Raw genomic sequence first — 15172 nt, 5'->3', positions numbered from 1 at the left:
AGAAAAATACAATAGATAGGCGGCCAGCATATCATTTCAGCCGGGGATTATCCGACAGACAATGGTATGCTCCGGCAACAGGCGGGCACTGCGCAGAAAGAACACTTCCCCGCTGACCGAAGAGCGGATTTCCTCCCGTACCTCTGTGGTGCAGGGATCAAGAATCCTGGCCACCACTTCACCTGCAGCGACCTTATCCCCGGGATATTTCTGTGGGAATAAGATTCCTGCCTGGGTGGAATAGAATGTGGCCATGCGGCTCTCTTCAAAGGAAATCGTATCCTGTCCGGGCGGCAGCTCTGCCTGCAGCAGCTCGTGACAGGCAAGAAAGCGCAGGATGCTGTCCACAGCCATTTCCGCACTGAAGGGATCGATATCGCTGTTTTCCTTGGTATAAAGGGAAAAAGCGTGGGTTTCCCAAACCTGCCAGTTATAATTGAGGGTGACCGTATCATAGGGCCGGGGTGAACGGATAATCAGATAAGGCAGGCCAAAATCCAGCCCCTCATCCTCCTTTTGCCAGCCCGTCTTCATCACGCGGATATGGGGGACGAAATCCCCGGGCAGATAAAGGCTCGTAAGGTGGATGCCCCAATGATAGCCCTGCAGGGCATGAAAAACCCTGTGAGCCAGCCGCTGGGTGGTCTCCCCGTCCTCATACCCCGGGAACATGCGATTGATATCCGTATTGTCCAAAGGCCAAAAACGGCGGCTGACATTCATGGAGGACTGGGCCGCACAGGGGACGACCAGGATTCCGGCCTCCTCGGACAGCGCTCCGGAGGCCTCCAGCTTTTCCAGCCGGTGAATCAGACGGGCTGCAATATACATCTGCTGATACTCGTCTCCCCGGATGGCCCCCATCACCGCCAGCATCCTTTGCGGGCCGCCAAAACGCCAACCGTAAACGGGAATGGGCTGACGGTAGGGCATGGCGGATATGGTGTATAACAATTCTTTTTTCACGAAGCCGCACCTCCCAGCACACGGGCAATCAGAGAGCCCTCATTGACCAGCGGATACTCCCGCAAGGTAAAGACCATGCCGCTTATGGGGCTCAGCAGTTTTTCACTGATTTCCCCAGTGAAGGGATTGGAAATGATGCCGATGGTCTGGCCCTTTTCCACCCGTTCTACATGGCTCACCCGGGGCAGGAAGATGCCGGATTCCGCCGCATTGACAAAGCCCACATGGCCGTCGGTGCTGACAATGGGCGGTGCCACGGGAATATAGGGCTCATCCAGCATTCCCAGATGATTCATCGCAGCAAAGATCCCGTAGATCAGCTGATTGCCATAGCTTTCGGTAATGCGCATGCCCACCCCCATTTCCACTACCAGCGTAGGCGTACCGATATCGTTGAGGCTGTAGGCCAGCGTGCTTTCCAAAACAGTTGCCGCCCCGTGCACCCAGACAAAGTCCATATTGAGAAAATGCGCCAGGGGCAGAAGCTCCTGGGCATTTTTTTCGTTGATGCGGATCTGGGGGATTTCCCGCAGGAAGATATTGCTGGCATGGATGTCGATGCAGAGGTCAGCCCCGGCAATATCCTGCACGATACCCTGAGCGATATACTCATACATGGTTTCCGTGCTGCTGCCCGGGAAAATCCGGTTCATATCCAGATCAAAGCCCGGCAGCCCTCGGTAGATGGTACTGATCCCCAGCGGATTCAGGGCCGGATAGATATCCACGGTACCATGAAGGCGGTCGCGCTTTTTCTCCAACAGCCGGGCCAGTTTCCAGGCCACATACTGGCCTTCCAGTTCATCCCCATGGGTGCCCGTTACCACAGCAATACGCCGGGCCTCGGGATTGGCTCCGGCGATGCGGTTCTTCTGAATGGCCAGTTTCTCACCCACGGGTAATTGGGCAGAAACAACTTCTTGCAGCATATACAGACTCCTCTCTATTCCTTTTCCCTGACCTGCATGAATACCTGCTGGGTTTGCCAGGCCGTCCCATGGAATACGCCCCGCTCAATGGGACAATCCCCATAGTCCCGGCCCACAGCCAGCGTGATATACGTTTCATCCACCAGGCGGTTCCGGGTGGGATCATAGCCCAGCCAGTGACCATCCTGCCAAATCTCGCCCCAGGCATGAGTAGCGCCCTCCCCCACTGGCAGACCACAGGCATAACGGGCGGGAATGCCTGCCAGCCGTGCCAGCGCCAAAAAGATATGGGCAAAATCCTGACAGACTCCCTGCCCCTGCTGAAAGGCCTCCGCAGCGGTAGTACATATATTGGTAGAACCAGGAACATACGCCAAACGTTCGTTCAGGGCAACAGTCAATGCCTGCGCCTTTTGACTGGGACTTCCCGTCAATTGCAGTTCTTCAAGATATGCTGCCATTTCCGGGGAAGGTTTGGTCAGCGCGGAAGGATAGTAAAAGCAGGGCATGACTGCAGGTGCTTCCTCCTGCATATCATCCCGCCGGACAACACCGCTGACCTGATAGGATAATTCCTTATGTGCTTCCGGCACCCAGCCGGTCATGGTCCGGTTGCCAAAAGAATCCCTGCCGGAAAAGAGCTGCACGCCCTCCGGCATCACCTGCAGGTCCAGAGAAAGTAGTTCCTGCCCCTTGACCTGCCTTGGCAGGCAGCGGAGCAGGAAAGCATGATCCGTCACTGATTCGGAAAAGGAAAGCTGACAGGAAAATTGGAAGTCAAGCTCACGCATAGGCATCCTCCTTACAACTGGACCAACGATTCCACAGCCGCCCGCAGCTCCTGTGGGGAAACACTCAGGGAAAATCCCCACTCCAGACGAGCTTTCTGCGCTCTCAGCAGAGACAGAGCATCTTCATCGATTGGCACAGGCAAGCTCAACCGCTCCATATAGGCTATGAGCTTTTGCAGATCCTTCAGCAGAGTTTTCTCAGGATAGTCAAAACTGACATACAGGGACAGGCGCTCGATGCTGGCTCCGCACTTGATGATGTCCCGGATTCCCTGATCTTCGATATAGACATCGCAACGCCCCGCAAAAGCCATGAGCAGATCGCAGACCTTCTGGAAGCCCAGCCAGGGATTGGTGGTGACGGCAGCCTTGTCCATGGCGTAAACCGTCATCTGCAGATAGGACAAGGTATTGCTGCCAATGGTTTCCCGCAGCACCATGCCATTGCCCAGCATGATCTCCGCCGCTGAACGCACGGAATCGGGATTTTTCTTCTCAAAAATATAGGAGCGCATGAACTGATAGGCACTGATATAATGACAAGGAATATCAAGACTTTGGCAAAAATGCTGGAAGTCAATGACCTTGCCATCCAGCATGGAATCATACCATTTGGCCAGATAGCGGATGGTGGTATCCACCCGGGCAGAATAGCGCCCCAGCCAAAAGAGATTATTGATTTTCGTCATAGAGATGTCATGATCCATGTATCTTTAAAGCCTCCTCCCTGAGAAGAATTCACTACGAAACTGTCCGGATTGCGGGAAAAACGAGTAAGGCCGCTGGGCCAGACGCGGACATTCTCTCCCGTCAGCACAAACGCCCGCAAATCCGCCTTGCGCATGACCTGAGCACCGTCCTCCCAAACCGGCAGATCCTGAAAGTCGATAACCGTCTGGGCGATGAAGCGCCGCGGTTCCTGGCGCACTGCCTCCTTGAGCTTTTCCAGCTCCGCCGGGGAAAGATTTTCCCCGAAGATCACGCCGTAACCTCCGGCCTCCGCCACATCCTTGATGACCAGTTCATGGATATGCTCCATGGTATAGGCCATATCCTCCGGGAAATATGGCAAAAAGGTGGGCGCATTATGCAATATAGGCTCCTCCTCCAGATAATAGGCAATCATCTTCGGCACGAAATAATAGATGCCCTTGTCATCGGCCACACCATTGCCCGGAGCGTTGAGAATGGCCACATTGCCGGCCCGGTAGGCGTCCATCAGGTTGGGCACGCCGATTAGGGAACTTGGCTCAAAACACAGCGGATCGAGATATTCATCACTGACACGACGATAGATGGAACCCACCTTCACCGGATCCCGGCTGGCTTTATAATAAAGCACGCCCTGATCCACGAACAGATCGGCACTTTCCGCCAGCACGGCCCCGGACTGTTCTGCTAAGTAAGAATGTTCAAAATACGCGGCGTTGTAACGCCCCGGGGTAAAGATGACATTGATGCCGCCGGTGTTTACCTCATCCATCACCTGCTTCAATAGCGCCCCATAGTTCCGATTGTCCCGGATATTATTGCTGCGGAAGGTGCGCGGGCTGCAGTTGCGGCAGAGTCTGCGGGCAATCAGCGGATAGGAAGCCCCTGAGGGTATGCGCAGATTATCCTCCAATACATACCAGACACCATCCTTGCCCAGAACGAGATCAATGCCGGATATATGGCTGTATATGCCCTTGGGCGGCTTGATCCCCTCACATTCTGCCAAATATCCTGGAGAACAGAAGACAAATTCCTCCGGGATGATGCTATCCCGCAGAATCCGTTTCTTGCCATAGATATCAGCCAAAAACAGGTTAAGGGCCGTAACGCGCTGGCGCAGGCCTTTTTCCAGCATTTCATAGTCCCGTGCCTCAATCTGCCGGGGAATGGGATCGAAGGGAAACAGGCGTTCATTGAATTTGCCATCCTTGTAGATGCCGAATTTCACACCATAGCGAGCAAGCTGCTCATTGACTTGGTCCTTTTGCGTCAGTAAATCCTGCATGGGGCCACATCCTTTCAGGGTAGGAATAATATATGCGGGACTCAGCCACGCTTCTTCGCCCGTTCTTCCAGCTGCTGGGCTTTTTTGTAATCATAGACCACGCCGTACTGCAGCCAGCTGTCAATGGAATCGATGATGATATCCATGATGACATGGGCGCTGAGTTCAAGATTGCTGATGGCGCAAATCAGCACCTGTTCCCCAGTCTTTACATGCTGGAACTGGATGATGATCTCGTACTTGCGCAGCGTCAGCAGATATTTGTTCTGCGTTGCCTTTTCCTGCAACTCCATGATCCCCGGGGCATCCTCGTTGGTGTGAACAAAGCCAAACTCCCTGAGCCGTTCAATCAGCAGGGGCTTGATGTTATGATGAAACTTCTCATTTGCCTCATCACGATGCTTCTCTAACTCGGAAAACAGCGGAAACGTAACCATTTTTATCATTCCTCCCAAATCATGCGGCAGGCAAAGCAAAAACGCCCTGAACCACAGACAAAGCCATGATCCAGGACGCCATTGTCCTGCCATATATATGTATCAGTAGCGGCTATCCAAGGGTGGTAAAAATAAAAGCCCGGACGAATATCCTGACTCGTCCGGGCGCCGTTGCCACTATTGATAGCTTTACAATAACATACCCCTTCCTTAATGTCAATATAAAAGTTGAAATAATCGCAGTATACGGGCCCCGCCATCAACAATACCATTTCCCTGAAAAATGCCACGGTCAGCAGTAATCTTCAAGGTGGCTACTGTAGCTCTAATAACTATGATGTGACCACTGGCAATACCCTGATACTGGACGGCATCAATACGGCAGCCAGTATGGCATACAGTGCAGTAAAAAATTTTGCCACCATCAAACTGGCCGATAATATGGCCTGGCAGACCGAAGCCCTGGTGCTTAGCGGCGGCAGTTTCCAAAACTACGGCCAGCTGGATATCACAGGTGTTACCACAGCATTTTTCGCGCAGAAAGACCCCGGCACCATGACATTATTGGCCTCCAATAAGGAAAACGATTTTGCCACACTGGATTTGAAATACTCCGCCGAGAACAGTACCATCCTGAACAGCGAGACTCCCAATCTGATTTTAAAGAATACAGAAAATCCCCCTACCCTCAATGGTGTGACCATCTATTACAACACCTACCATGAGGTGGCTATCGACCAAAACAACAGCTATAAAAACGTCCTGCTCAATGTGGTAAACACAGCAGCCAGCAAGCTGTCCTTTGGGGATGTGGAATGGCTGACCAGCGGTGCACTAATTGACCACAGCACGCAATACACGAATATTTCCTTTGAAAAGGCCGCCATTGACACCAGCAAAATCCACTTTACTACCGGCGGTACCCGCAGTGACGGCGACATCATGACGCTGGTCAATGCCTTCGGCACCTCTGTGGGGGGTTCCATCGGCGGGCCGGACGGCATGAACTTCACCGATGCCAACGGCAAAACCGGCAAAGGCCATGCCTACTTTGAAAGCGGGAACCTCAAATATCTCGTAACCACAGGCACAGCCACCTCTACGCCTAATCCCGATCCTGATCTCGATCCTGACCCTGACACGGACAAGGACGATGCCATCAATGAAGGCGGGGATAATATCAGTGGCCAGATAGATGGTGATGTCACCGGTGGTGTGGCCAAGAATAAAGGCGTGGCCAAGGAAAATATCAAGAACGTTGAGGAAGGGATACTTGATAACTCCCTCCGAAAGACGTATAATCTTTCTGTGAATTTAGTTTGTGCATACCTAAATTCTACACTTAATCCCGAGGCATTCAAGCCCCGGGATTGTTTTTTTGCATGCGAAAAGGAGCTGCTGCACGTTGATTACGTGCAACAGCCCCTTTTCCCAAGGTGACTAGTTCCGCGTCGCATGAGGCGGGAGATATTAACTCGCCGCCTGTTAGTAGTTTGCCGCCCCCATAGTAGTGTATGGTTGCGCAAACAGCTGTGGACGACCAAATGGCATATTTTATGGTTCGTGAGTATAGCTAGAGGAAAAGTCCTCCACCAAGGGGAACGGGAGACCGTGCCAGATTTTGGCAGAGCTATAGAGCATTTCAGTCCGCCCCCTTGGGGGCGGGGGACCGCCGTAGGCGGCGACGCAAAGCTAGTCCTCTTGAGGATGGTGGGGGGCATGCAACTGTGAAATTTTACGGCGAAAACTACTACAAGCACGCCGAATACACGGTAAACTTGATATGGGACGATGCAGCTAATGTCTGGGTAGCCATCTGTGATGATATTCCTTTAGCTCTGGAAGCAGAATCACTGGACGAACTCATCAATCGAATTAGTGTTACCGCCCCAGAGATTATCGAATCAAATCAACATCTTCTGCCGAGCAAATGAAAAAGGCGGGGAACTTCCCCGCCCACGGTGGACCTGGGCCTGTCGGCCAGCCCGAAAACATTGGCTCATTTTCAAACCGAATAACTTGTTGTTCGCACCATCGGCAAGCGAAAGCATTTTCTTATCGAATAATTTATATACCGCACCAACGATAAGCGGTAACATTTTCTATACGTTAATGATAACACTAAATCCTCAAACATTCAAACTCCAGAGCAGCCTCCATCAGCCCATAACGGGAATCTGATGGAGGTGTTTTCTCAATTTTACTGCAACAGTGAAAGCACGCTGCTGCTATTCTGATTGGCCTGGGCCAGCATGGACTGGGCGGCCTGGGCGAGGACGTTGCTCTTTGTGTATTCCGTCATTTCCTTGGCCATGTCCGCATCGCGGATGGTGCTCTCGGAACTGGTGGTATTTTCGTGATTGACGGTGAGGGTATTTTCTGTCTGCTCCAGGCGGTTGATGTAGGAGCCCACCTGGGTCATTTCGTTGAGGGCGTAGTTGATGGCCTTGTCCAGCGGGCCTTCAACGCTGGGGTCAGTGAGACTTCCCAGCAGCCGTTGGGCTGAGGCACGGGTTCGGACGTTGGCAAGGTTTTCCAGTTCTTCATCGGTTTTGACGTTGAAAAGAGCTTTGGTGCCAAGGTTTTCGATATAGCAGTTGATACGCTGGTTGGCCTTAGTACCAGTATGAATCTTAAGAGGTGTGCCACTAATGCTGGTTTCGTGAAGTGTAGGCTCTGGATAGCCGCTAATATTTATTGTGCCAACCCCACCCTCCAAGCCTTTGCCAATATCTTCCCCTTTTATACTAGTAATTTGACCAGTCACATTCTCAATAGTAATGTTTTTTGCGTAACTCTTATAACCGCTACCTACACCAGCCCCTCTATTGCTAGAAGAAAATATTTCTGAATTTCTAATGACTATATCTCCTGCATTGGCGCCATCAGAATAGTAACGATACGAGCCACTACCGATGCCTGCACCACTACCAATAAGGTATTGCAACCAAGGGATTCCATTCGCTAATACCGTATGATTCAATGCTTTATTCTCAGCGTGGATTATTGAATCTTCAATCGTAATATTACCTATGGTATTGTCAACACCACTTCCAATACAGGCACCTCCATCAGCCACAGCAGTTATATTAGCATTCCTAATCGTTATATCGCCACCTCCAGCAAGACCGCTATTAATCATATAAGAGACCCCCATAGAGGAACCAATGGCAGCAGCATCACCACTAGTAAAAATATCAAATGTTCCACCATTTATAGTAATATCTCCTATACTGCCGCAAATTCCTGAACCAATGACAGCTCCAGCACGAGCACTATTAAGAACATTTTGACGACTATCAGTACCTGTCAATACATACGTACCACTATTGATGGTTAAATCAGCATTGCTTATTTCGTTATTATCTGTACCAATCATTGCACTATATGTATGTGTACTTATCATTTCCAAGGTGCCTGTTCCCTCGATGGTAAGCCCCCCTCCAACATTTATTGTTGCCTTTTCATTAGAAACAGAGCCGCTAGCCATATAAGAGCTATAGTCTATGTTGTTGTTACCTTTTATAGAAAGTACATTGTCACTACCAGAAAATCTTATGCAAGATTGGTCAGTAGTATTCTTGATATTGAGTCCTTCAATCCATAAATTTGCATTTCCTGAGGTGGGTCCGATAATATGTACATCTGTAAGCTGAGCAGAATTAGACTGCGTTATTTTGACACCTGATAAGCCATCAGCAATAGTGATGTCACCGGTAAACCCCGTCCCTAATACATATACACCTGCAGTGGTTATGGTGTGATTTCCACTGGCAAGAGTAATCGGCGTACCACTTGGTTCAATTACCCCCGTACTTACGATATTACTACTACCATTGGGATTATCAGTAACCATAGCCGTATGCCAACGCCCATATTCGCCATTCAACAGGAGTTTTCCGTTATAGTTAGTAGTCGCCACAATATCATCTATCTGTTTCAGCTTTTCATCAAACTCTTTTTGTATGGTAGCTCTGTCTGCATCCGTATTGCTATCATTGGCCGCATTGATAGCCAGCTGCTTCATTTCCCGCAGTTCATCCACAATCCCTTGTATGCCGCCCTCAGCCACCTGCAACATAGAACGGCCAGTTTTGGTGTTATCTATGTCCTGCCTAAGGCTTCGTATCTGTGCTTGCATCCTCTCCGAAATGCTGTAGTCCGCAGTCCCATCGCCTACACTCACAATTTTCTGACCATTTGCCACCTTAGACAACTGCTTGCCCAGCTTTGAAACATTTTTATTGAGCTCCCCCAAGACCAACGTGGCCGTTGGGTTGTTCTTTACTGTCATCGCCATTGCCCCTACCTCCTTGTCCGCCCCTCCCTGGGCCGTTTCTTACTCCTTACCAGCTATCAGCATACGCCTGATAAGTCCACATGCTCTTTTCCAAACTGGAAAATATAGTCAACAAAGAAGGGTCGATTTCCAACCCCTCTGCAATATCCAACAGCAACGATATAGATATATTCTCCCCATACTTGCCACGCTCAATGCGGCTCAGGGTGCTCTGGCTTATATGCACCTTCTCCGCCAGCTGGTTCTGCTCCATGCCGTACAAAGTGCGATAATATGCGATTTTGGCGCCAATCTGTCGATAAAAAATATCCCGGCGAATTCCCACAGTGTCCACCTCTTTACATTCTGCCTATAATAATTATCGCATTTCCACAGCCTTTTGTTTCGCATATAGCCGCCGTATTACGTCAAGTATATGCTTTCTACCTTCGTATGACGCTTCAATTAGTGATTTTCTGTATTTCTAGTACATTATAACTATAATTATAGTGTCTTTCACTTACAATTACAAGACATTATCCCATTTTATTGCATTTCACTAACATATAACCTATACTGTAGTCACGAGGAGGGATATGATGAGCATAGGCAAACGCTTAAAAGATATCCGCAAGGCTTTGAACCTCAATCAAACGGATTTCGGTGCCCGCATAAATCTAAGCCAGACCACCATTGGCCAATACGAAAAAGAAACACGCCCCATCACGGAGCGTGTTATCTCTCAGCTGGTCAATGAATTTAATATAAGCGAAGAATACCTGCGCCACGGAACTGGGGATATGTTCATCAACCGCACCCCCGACCTCGTCCGGCAGCTCTCTGAAGAACTTTCCCTCTCCGACCGGGAACAGCTCCTACTGCTTACCTTCCTTTCCTTCCCTCCTGAAACCCGCGCCCTGGTTCTCGACTTCGCCCATGATTTTATGAAGAAACTTCAACAAACAGAAAAAAGGAATTGATGAGGTGCGATCCTCATCCACCGTCTTCGACGGCCCCCCTTCCCCAGAGGGGAAGGCAAAAAGTGGTGCTGCTGCATGTAGTCAAACATGCGACAGCACCTTTCTTCTTCACCATATCAAATATAGTATTCCGTTGCATCCGGCTGTTTCAGGGCAAAGGCCGCGAAGACCTTGTCCCGGATCTGCAGGAAGTCGTGGCTGGTACGGTCGCGTTTGCCATGGAGGTCTACGGGAATGATGGTCTTGATACATGGTCGAGGGCTGTAAATTCTTCGCCGTCATTGCGCCGGAAATGGCGGCTTACATCCTGAACGGTTATATAACTCATAAGCTAGTTCCTTTCTTCATTCCCCAGAGGCGGTAAATCCGCCCCTCCAGCAGCCGCACGCCGCCATCCAGCAAAAGCCCCAGCACCCCGATGGTCAGGATGGCCGCCATAAGCCAGTCCGCCCGGAGGTTGTTGCCAATCCCCTGCTCCCGAGCCTTGACCGCCAGTTCGATGAGCACCGAGGCACCATCCACCTTCCCCGTATTCAGGGCGTCCATGAGCTCCGGCCAGGAGCCATATTTGACCAGTTCAATCTGCACATTATCGTCCGCACTTAAAAGTTCCTTTTCAGCAAACAGCGGCAGGGCATGGGTGATGGGCAGGTACGCAATGCGCACCGTCCGCCCCTGACTGCCCTGGGCGCTGCGGTCCGCCAAAGGATTGCTGCAGCCAGCCGTCAACACCGCCGCCAGCAGCAAGAACAACAAGCAAAGTCTACGCATAGATTCACCTCCAGCCCAGTTTCTGTCGGGCAAGTTTCATATCCGCCACGATTTTCTCCCCCAATTCCCGGGCATTGGTATTGACCGTCATCACGGCACCCAGAAGCTCTCTGGTATCCTCCTTCAGGAACTTTTCCACCGCCGCCGAACCCTGCACCGGCGGGCTGCAAAACTCTCGATGGCCCGGGTAACGATCTTGCGGGCCAGCTTTTCCGTATCCTTGATATTACTATGGCGATAGTCATAGGCATAAAAGAGCACATCCGTGCCGATATTGGAGGCCACCACCCCTGTGAAGCAGAAGGCCAGACCACAGCGCAGGAAGGCCTTCAGGATGCTGCGGTAATCTCCGTCCGTCCCCACCCCCGTACGATGGTAGGCATCAAAGACCTCCTGATAGGCGCTGATGGGCACGATGTCCAGCTTGTCCCAGACCTCCTGCCGCTCCTTAGGCGCCAGGGCCCGAATGGTCTTGTAATCCTCCGGCAGGGCTCTTGATAAGTCCGCCAGTAAAACGTCCGCCAGCTTGCCCAGAAGCCTTGCCGAGCTCTGTCCCCGAGTCCCGATGCCAAAGGCCTGGCAAACCGCTCTTAATTTCTTTTCCCCCAAGATGGGCAACGGCAGTCTTCCTTCCGCCACAGCCTTCATGGAAATCAGGATTTCCCGGGCATGGGCCCCATGCTGGGCCACGCCGGCAGCGGCGCTGCGCAGGAGATTGCGGGCCACGATCAGATCCGCTCCCGCACCGCCGGATCCGGCGTCTTCCAGTTTTATTTGTGCTAAGGATTAATATTTAACGCTGGATTTAAATGCCACCATTATCTTCTTCAGCCCCCTCTTCATCGTATACACCTGATACAACACACGCCAAAAAGGCCACCGCATGAGCAGTACGGTAGCCTTTTTGACTGTGTATTATATTTTAGGAGAGCTTTAACGAAAGCCTGAATATAATATAGCACTATTGAGAATGAAAATCAATAGATAATTGAAAATTATTTTTAACAACGACAACAAAAATCCCCAAGGTCAATACACAAAACCTTGGGGACTTTTCTTCACGTATATCACGCTCTCCTACAAAATAGTCTATCATAGGAAAAGAGAGTTGTCAAAATATTTCTCCTAATCATAGACGTACGTAGGCAGAGCACATCCTCCTCCTTCCAGCCACTTCTGCCTCCGCTTACATGGATAGCCATATTTCCTCAGGCATCTCATTTACCGTCATTATCCCATGAACCAAGGTAAAATAATCCGGCAGTCTGTCTCTGCACCATTTGATTTCAATTCCCAGCATGTCTTGGGTAATGGCACTAAGGTCGAAACCAAAAGCATCCAGCGAATACCTCATCTTATCCGGCATCCTGCATGGCTGCCCTTCTTTCCGACTGCACTCCCTGCATAAATTGCATCCACCAGAGGAAAGGGATATGCTTCCAGGAAGTTCCTTCTCAAGTTTGCGCAGTTTGTCTTCCATGCGCAGCTTCACTTCAGATACAATCCCCCATCCTACATCTTTTATTTTATCTGCGGTATCAGCCTCTTCTATCACATGACGTTCCAGATTGATCTTAGCCCCCACCACATTCATCCATTCGAACCGGGATAGATATTCTTCCGCATCCACAACCAATGGCGGACAGCTCCAGACGGCATCATATCTGGGACACTCACGGCAATATGCCATGTATTTTTCCTTATCCTGATATCTCTGGCGAAAGAGCTCCATTGGCATCTTATTTTTCCTGTATTCCACAGAGTAGTCCATGCCATCCCCCCAGCAATTTGCTTTCGCACAGTTTGTCGCCAACTATCTTTCTAAGTTCTTTTATTCTGCTCATGATGCCCTCCACACTAAAATAACCTGCACGCTGTTACGATTTATCAACATTCAATTCCCTTACGTGCCTCGACGCCTTTCGTATAGTAGTGCTTAACTGCCTTCATTTCCGTAACCAGGTCAGCCCGCTCAATCAGCCAGTCAGGAGCACATCTTCCGGTGAGCACCAGTTCCGTATGCTTCGGCACCTTTTCCAACAGTTCCTCAACAGCGCTCCTGCCTATCAGCCCAAAGTGCAGTGCCATATTGAGCTCATCCAGAATTACCAGCCCGTAATTTCCCGAAGATACTGCTCTTTTCACTTCATCAAAACCGGCTTTTATAAGTTCAACATAATCCTGCGGAGGCTTTCCCTTCGGAAATACCACTACATTATCTCCCAGCTTATCCCGCAATTCGTTGCTTAAGGTTCCTTCTTCCGCAATGAAAAAGGGCTTGCCACTGGTTCTTAAGGTAAGCTCAGGCGCAAATCCCTGAAGTATCTCCTGCTCGCTATAGGCCAGACTCTTCATGAACTGCATGATGTAGACTTTCCTGCCTGCCCCTAATGCCCGGATGGCTAGCCCTATAGCTGCTGTGGTCTTTCCCTTGCCATTTCCTGTATAGACTTGAAGCATCACGCCTACCTCCTGATTAGCTCTGCCGCTTTGATTTCCTTATGCCGATACCTTTTCCTGCCCTTGGTCTGCTCACCATAGTCTATGGCCTTAACAGGACAGATATGCAGACATCCCAGACACTCAACGCAATCATGCTGCCAAACAGGCTGACCATTAGGGCGCAGGATATTTTTCTTTGGACAAATCCTCTCACATAGCCCGCAGGACGTACACTTTGCCTTATCACACTGGAAGTTTGTATCTATTTCCTGCTGTTTCCCTTTCCATTTATCGTGATAGCCTGCACAGAACTTCCTGAGCAGCTGCCATGTCTCGTGATGTTCTCGTTTCTCAATGGCACCAGCTATTTTTTTCAGTTTCCGCTCTGCCAGCCATGCCCTGATATTTATCTGCCAGTCTGCAGCGATATCCCGCCAGGGAATGTAATTAGACACCAACCGCACATACCATGTAGCATGTATCTGCCGATTCTTTTCCTTCAATATCTTTTCTGCATCTACAAACGGCCTGCCCCAATATGGAACGCCGCAAGTAGCTATGGCAAAAGTATATGGAGATTCCAGTATCGTGAGCTTTTGCAGGAATTCCTCAACCTGCAGTGGCAGACCGAAGTAATGCATAGGAAATACAAAGCCCACACACTCTGCATTGACCTGTGGTTTATCTTCCTGCATAGCTTCTACAATCGACCTTATCTCTACATCTTTGACTGCTTTCTGCAATTCCTGCGTCACATACAATGAGTTTCCCGTTGCCGAGTAATAGTAAATTACCGTTTTTATTTTTTTCACCTCCCGTGATTATATCCATTGAGCCAACAACCGTTTTACGATTTCTTCTTTATCATTACAATCTTATTTTTGGGGGCGCCTCAGGTTTTGCCGTCTGCTTAGCTCCGCAAGGATAGTATGGAAACCAGCATTTTCCCTAAGCGAGCCTTCCAATCACCATTGGCACGATCCAGTAAATCCATGCGTGCTTCTTCATCTATCTCACTCAGAGGCATTTGTATGCACATGCAAATCAACCACAGTCACCCTCCTTAGCGCTTCCATTCTTCATTAATGACAATTATACCGCTACCAGGGATTTTTTTCCATAACTACATAGGCAATGTCATAGGCTTCGTTATTTGACTTTTTGACTTTTATGCGTCATATTGTTACTCATACTTATGACTATGTTATCATAGCCATCCCTTTACTGGATGTTAATAATTAACATCGACGCAGTTTAAACCTAATTGCACCTTATGCAACCATATCCTTCACATACTGTATGAGAGTATTCTCCTCAGCATCAATCATCTTGTCCGGAACATAGACGAAAATCTTTTCATCAATGGCCCGCGCTTCCTCCGAGACATAACAGCCGTCTTTAGTCATAAGAGCAACGTCCAGGCTGTCTACTGAAATCAAGTGCTTTCCGCTGATTTCAGGCATATCAAACGCAATCAATCTCGTGGGATATTCCTCACCTTCAAATCTCAACAACCCCATATCCTCCACATCATCTAAGTCATCTGCCGCATTTATGCTGACAGTTTCAACAGCATAC

At 49.8% G+C, this 15172-nt stretch carries 18 protein-coding genes and 2 pseudogenes; 4 read left to right on the top strand and 16 right to left on the bottom strand.

What is annotated here, in order from left to right; genetic code table 11:
• Nucleotides 1-36: 36 nt before the first annotated feature.
• From SELR_RS07465 to SELR_RS07440, 6 genes are read right to left on the bottom strand one after another with little or no spacing between them, the layout of a single operon-like run.
• A complete protein-coding gene (locus SELR_RS07465) occupies nucleotides 37-966 on the bottom strand; it encodes a M14 family metallopeptidase (RefSeq protein WP_014424608.1) in 930 nt (309 codons plus the stop codon).
• A complete protein-coding gene (locus tag SELR_RS07460) occupies nucleotides 963-1895 on the bottom strand; it encodes a M14 family metallopeptidase (RefSeq protein ID WP_014424607.1) in 933 nt (310 codons plus the stop codon). The genes SELR_RS07465 and SELR_RS07460 overlap by 4 nt, the downstream gene beginning before the upstream one ends.
• Before the next feature lie 14 nt (nucleotides 1896-1909).
• Nucleotides 1910-2686 carry a transglutaminase family protein gene (locus SELR_RS07455; protein ID WP_014424606.1) on the bottom strand — a complete coding sequence of 259 codons (777 nt, stop codon included), beginning with the start codon at nucleotides 2684-2686 and terminating at the stop codon, nucleotides 1910-1912.
• A gap of 11 nt (nucleotides 2687-2697) precedes the next feature.
• Nucleotides 2698-3393: an alpha-E domain-containing protein gene (locus SELR_RS07450; protein WP_014424605.1), complete on the bottom strand. Its 696-nt coding sequence runs from the start codon at nucleotides 3391-3393 to the stop codon at nucleotides 2698-2700.
• Nucleotides 3372-4685 (bottom strand): circularly permuted type 2 ATP-grasp protein, encoded by a 1314-nt coding sequence (locus tag SELR_RS07445; RefSeq protein ID WP_014424604.1) that lies wholly within the window; start codon nucleotides 4683-4685, stop codon nucleotides 3372-3374. The genes SELR_RS07450 and SELR_RS07445 overlap by 22 nt, the downstream gene beginning before the upstream one ends.
• Nucleotides 4686-4726: 41 nt before the next feature.
• On the bottom strand, nucleotides 4727-5122 hold the full coding sequence (locus SELR_RS07440) for a hypothetical protein (protein ID WP_014424603.1): 396 nt from the start codon (nucleotides 5120-5122) through the stop codon (nucleotides 4727-4729).
• A 339-nt stretch (nucleotides 5123-5461) separates the two neighbouring features.
• Between SELR_RS07440 and SELR_RS07430 the strand changes: the two genes are divergently transcribed.
• On the top strand, nucleotides 5462-6562 hold the full coding sequence (locus tag SELR_RS07430) for a hypothetical protein (protein WP_041914329.1): 1101 nt from the start codon (nucleotides 5462-5464) through the stop codon (nucleotides 6560-6562).
• Nucleotides 6563-6849: 287 nt separating this feature from the next.
• Entirely contained in the window at nucleotides 6850-7056 is a 207-nt protein-coding gene (locus SELR_RS07425) for a DUF1902 domain-containing protein (RefSeq protein WP_014424600.1), read from the top strand.
• A gap of 266 nt (nucleotides 7057-7322) precedes the next feature.
• On the opposite strand, the pseudogene SELR_RS19515 reads toward SELR_RS07425, so the two are convergent.
• The 3 genes and pseudogenes from SELR_RS19515 to SELR_RS07415 all read right to left on the bottom strand — a co-directional run.
• Nucleotides 7323-7574, bottom strand: a pseudogene (locus tag SELR_RS19515) (flagellin); the annotation flags it as partial.
• Nucleotides 7575-9011: 1437 nt separating this feature from the next.
• Nucleotides 9012-9416 (bottom strand): annotated as a pseudogene (locus SELR_RS19510) (flagellin); the annotation flags it as partial.
• A 52-nt stretch (nucleotides 9417-9468) separates the two neighbouring features.
• On the bottom strand, nucleotides 9469-9747 hold the full coding sequence (locus SELR_RS07415; RefSeq protein ID WP_014424598.1) for a helix-turn-helix domain-containing protein: 279 nt from the start codon (nucleotides 9745-9747) through the stop codon (nucleotides 9469-9471).
• Nucleotides 9748-10000: 253 nt separating this feature from the next.
• Here SELR_RS07415 and SELR_RS17755 point away from each other — a divergent pair, with 253 nt between their 5' ends.
• Entirely contained in the window at nucleotides 10001-10381 is a 381-nt protein-coding gene (locus SELR_RS17755; protein WP_014424597.1) for a helix-turn-helix domain-containing protein, read from the top strand.
• Nucleotides 10382-10446: 65 nt separating this feature from the next.
• A complete protein-coding gene (locus SELR_RS07405) occupies nucleotides 10447-10692 on the top strand; it encodes a hypothetical protein (protein WP_158645791.1) in 246 nt (81 codons plus the stop codon).
• A gap of 13 nt (nucleotides 10693-10705) precedes the next feature.
• Here SELR_RS07405 and SELR_RS07400 read toward each other — a convergent pair whose 3' ends face one another.
• From SELR_RS07400 to SELR_RS07375, 7 genes are all read right to left on the bottom strand, one after another.
• The gene (locus tag SELR_RS07400; RefSeq protein WP_014424595.1) at nucleotides 10706-11152 is read right to left on the bottom strand and encodes an ABC transporter substrate-binding protein; all 447 of its coding nucleotides are present in this window, start codon (nucleotides 11150-11152) and stop codon (nucleotides 10706-10708) included.
• 4 nt (nucleotides 11153-11156) lie between these two features.
• Nucleotides 11157-11291, bottom strand: a complete 135-nt coding sequence (locus tag SELR_RS19370) for a hypothetical protein (RefSeq protein WP_014424594.1) — start codon at nucleotides 11289-11291, stop codon at nucleotides 11157-11159.
• Nucleotides 11276-11920, bottom strand: a complete 645-nt coding sequence (locus SELR_RS07395) for an anaerobic carbon-monoxide dehydrogenase catalytic subunit (protein WP_269453572.1) — start codon at nucleotides 11918-11920, stop codon at nucleotides 11276-11278. The genes SELR_RS19370 and SELR_RS07395 overlap by 16 nt, the downstream gene beginning before the upstream one ends.
• Nucleotides 11921-12338: 418 nt before the next feature.
• Nucleotides 12339-12923: a DUF2284 domain-containing protein gene (locus SELR_RS07390; protein ID WP_014424592.1), complete on the bottom strand. Its 585-nt coding sequence runs from the start codon at nucleotides 12921-12923 to the stop codon at nucleotides 12339-12341.
• A 116-nt stretch (nucleotides 12924-13039) separates the two neighbouring features.
• Nucleotides 13040-13612 (bottom strand): cob(I)yrinic acid a,c-diamide adenosyltransferase, encoded by a 573-nt coding sequence (locus SELR_RS07385; protein ID WP_014424590.1) that lies wholly within the window; start codon nucleotides 13610-13612, stop codon nucleotides 13040-13042.
• Between the two features lie 5 nt (nucleotides 13613-13617).
• Nucleotides 13618-14406, bottom strand: coding sequence for an EFR1 family ferrodoxin (locus SELR_RS07380; RefSeq protein ID WP_014424589.1), 789 nt, complete (start codon nucleotides 14404-14406; stop codon nucleotides 13618-13620).
• A 459-nt stretch (nucleotides 14407-14865) separates the two neighbouring features.
• Nucleotides 14866-15114: a hypothetical protein gene (locus SELR_RS07375; RefSeq protein WP_080585443.1), complete on the bottom strand. Its 249-nt coding sequence runs from the start codon at nucleotides 15112-15114 to the stop codon at nucleotides 14866-14868.
• Nucleotides 15115-15172 lie beyond the last annotated feature (58 nt).

Origin of the sequence: Selenomonas ruminantium subsp. lactilytica TAM6421, assembly GCF_000284095.1 — a bacterium.
GTDB lineage: Bacteria > Bacillota > Negativicutes > Selenomonadales > Selenomonadaceae > Selenomonas_A > Selenomonas_A lactilytica.
This window is presented reverse-complemented; position numbering and strand designations above follow the sequence as displayed.

Coding starts and splice junctions, on each gene's coding strand:
- SELR_RS07460 (WP_014424607.1), bottom strand. CDS start 1,895: ATGCTGCAAGAAGTTGTTTCTGCCCAATTACCCGTGGGTGAGAAACTG.
- SELR_RS07455 (WP_014424606.1), bottom strand. CDS start 2,686: ATGCGTGAGCTTGACTTCCAATTTTCCTGTCAGCTTTCCTTTTCCGAA.
- SELR_RS07450 (WP_014424605.1), bottom strand. CDS start 3,393: ATGGATCATGACATCTCTATGACGAAAATCAATAATCTCTTTTGGCTG.
- SELR_RS07445 (WP_014424604.1), bottom strand. CDS start 4,685: ATGCAGGATTTACTGACGCAAAAGGACCAAGTCAATGAGCAGCTTGCT.
- SELR_RS07440 (WP_014424603.1), bottom strand. CDS start 5,122: ATGGTTACGTTTCCGCTGTTTTCCGAGTTAGAGAAGCATCGTGATGAG.
- SELR_RS17755 (WP_014424597.1), top strand. CDS start 10,001: ATGAGCATAGGCAAACGCTTAAAAGATATCCGCAAGGCTTTGAACCTC.
- SELR_RS07400 (WP_014424595.1), bottom strand. CDS start 11,152: ATGCGTAGACTTTGCTTGTTGTTCTTGCTGCTGGCGGCGGTGTTGACG.
- SELR_RS07390 (WP_014424592.1), bottom strand. CDS start 12,923: ATGGACTACTCTGTGGAATACAGGAAAAATAAGATGCCAATGGAGCTC.
- SELR_RS07385 (WP_014424590.1), bottom strand. CDS start 13,612: ATGCTTCAAGTCTATACAGGAAATGGCAAGGGAAAGACCACAGCAGCT.
- SELR_RS07375 (WP_080585443.1), bottom strand. CDS start 15,114: ATGGGGTTGTTGAGATTTGAAGGTGAGGAATATCCCACGAGATTGATT.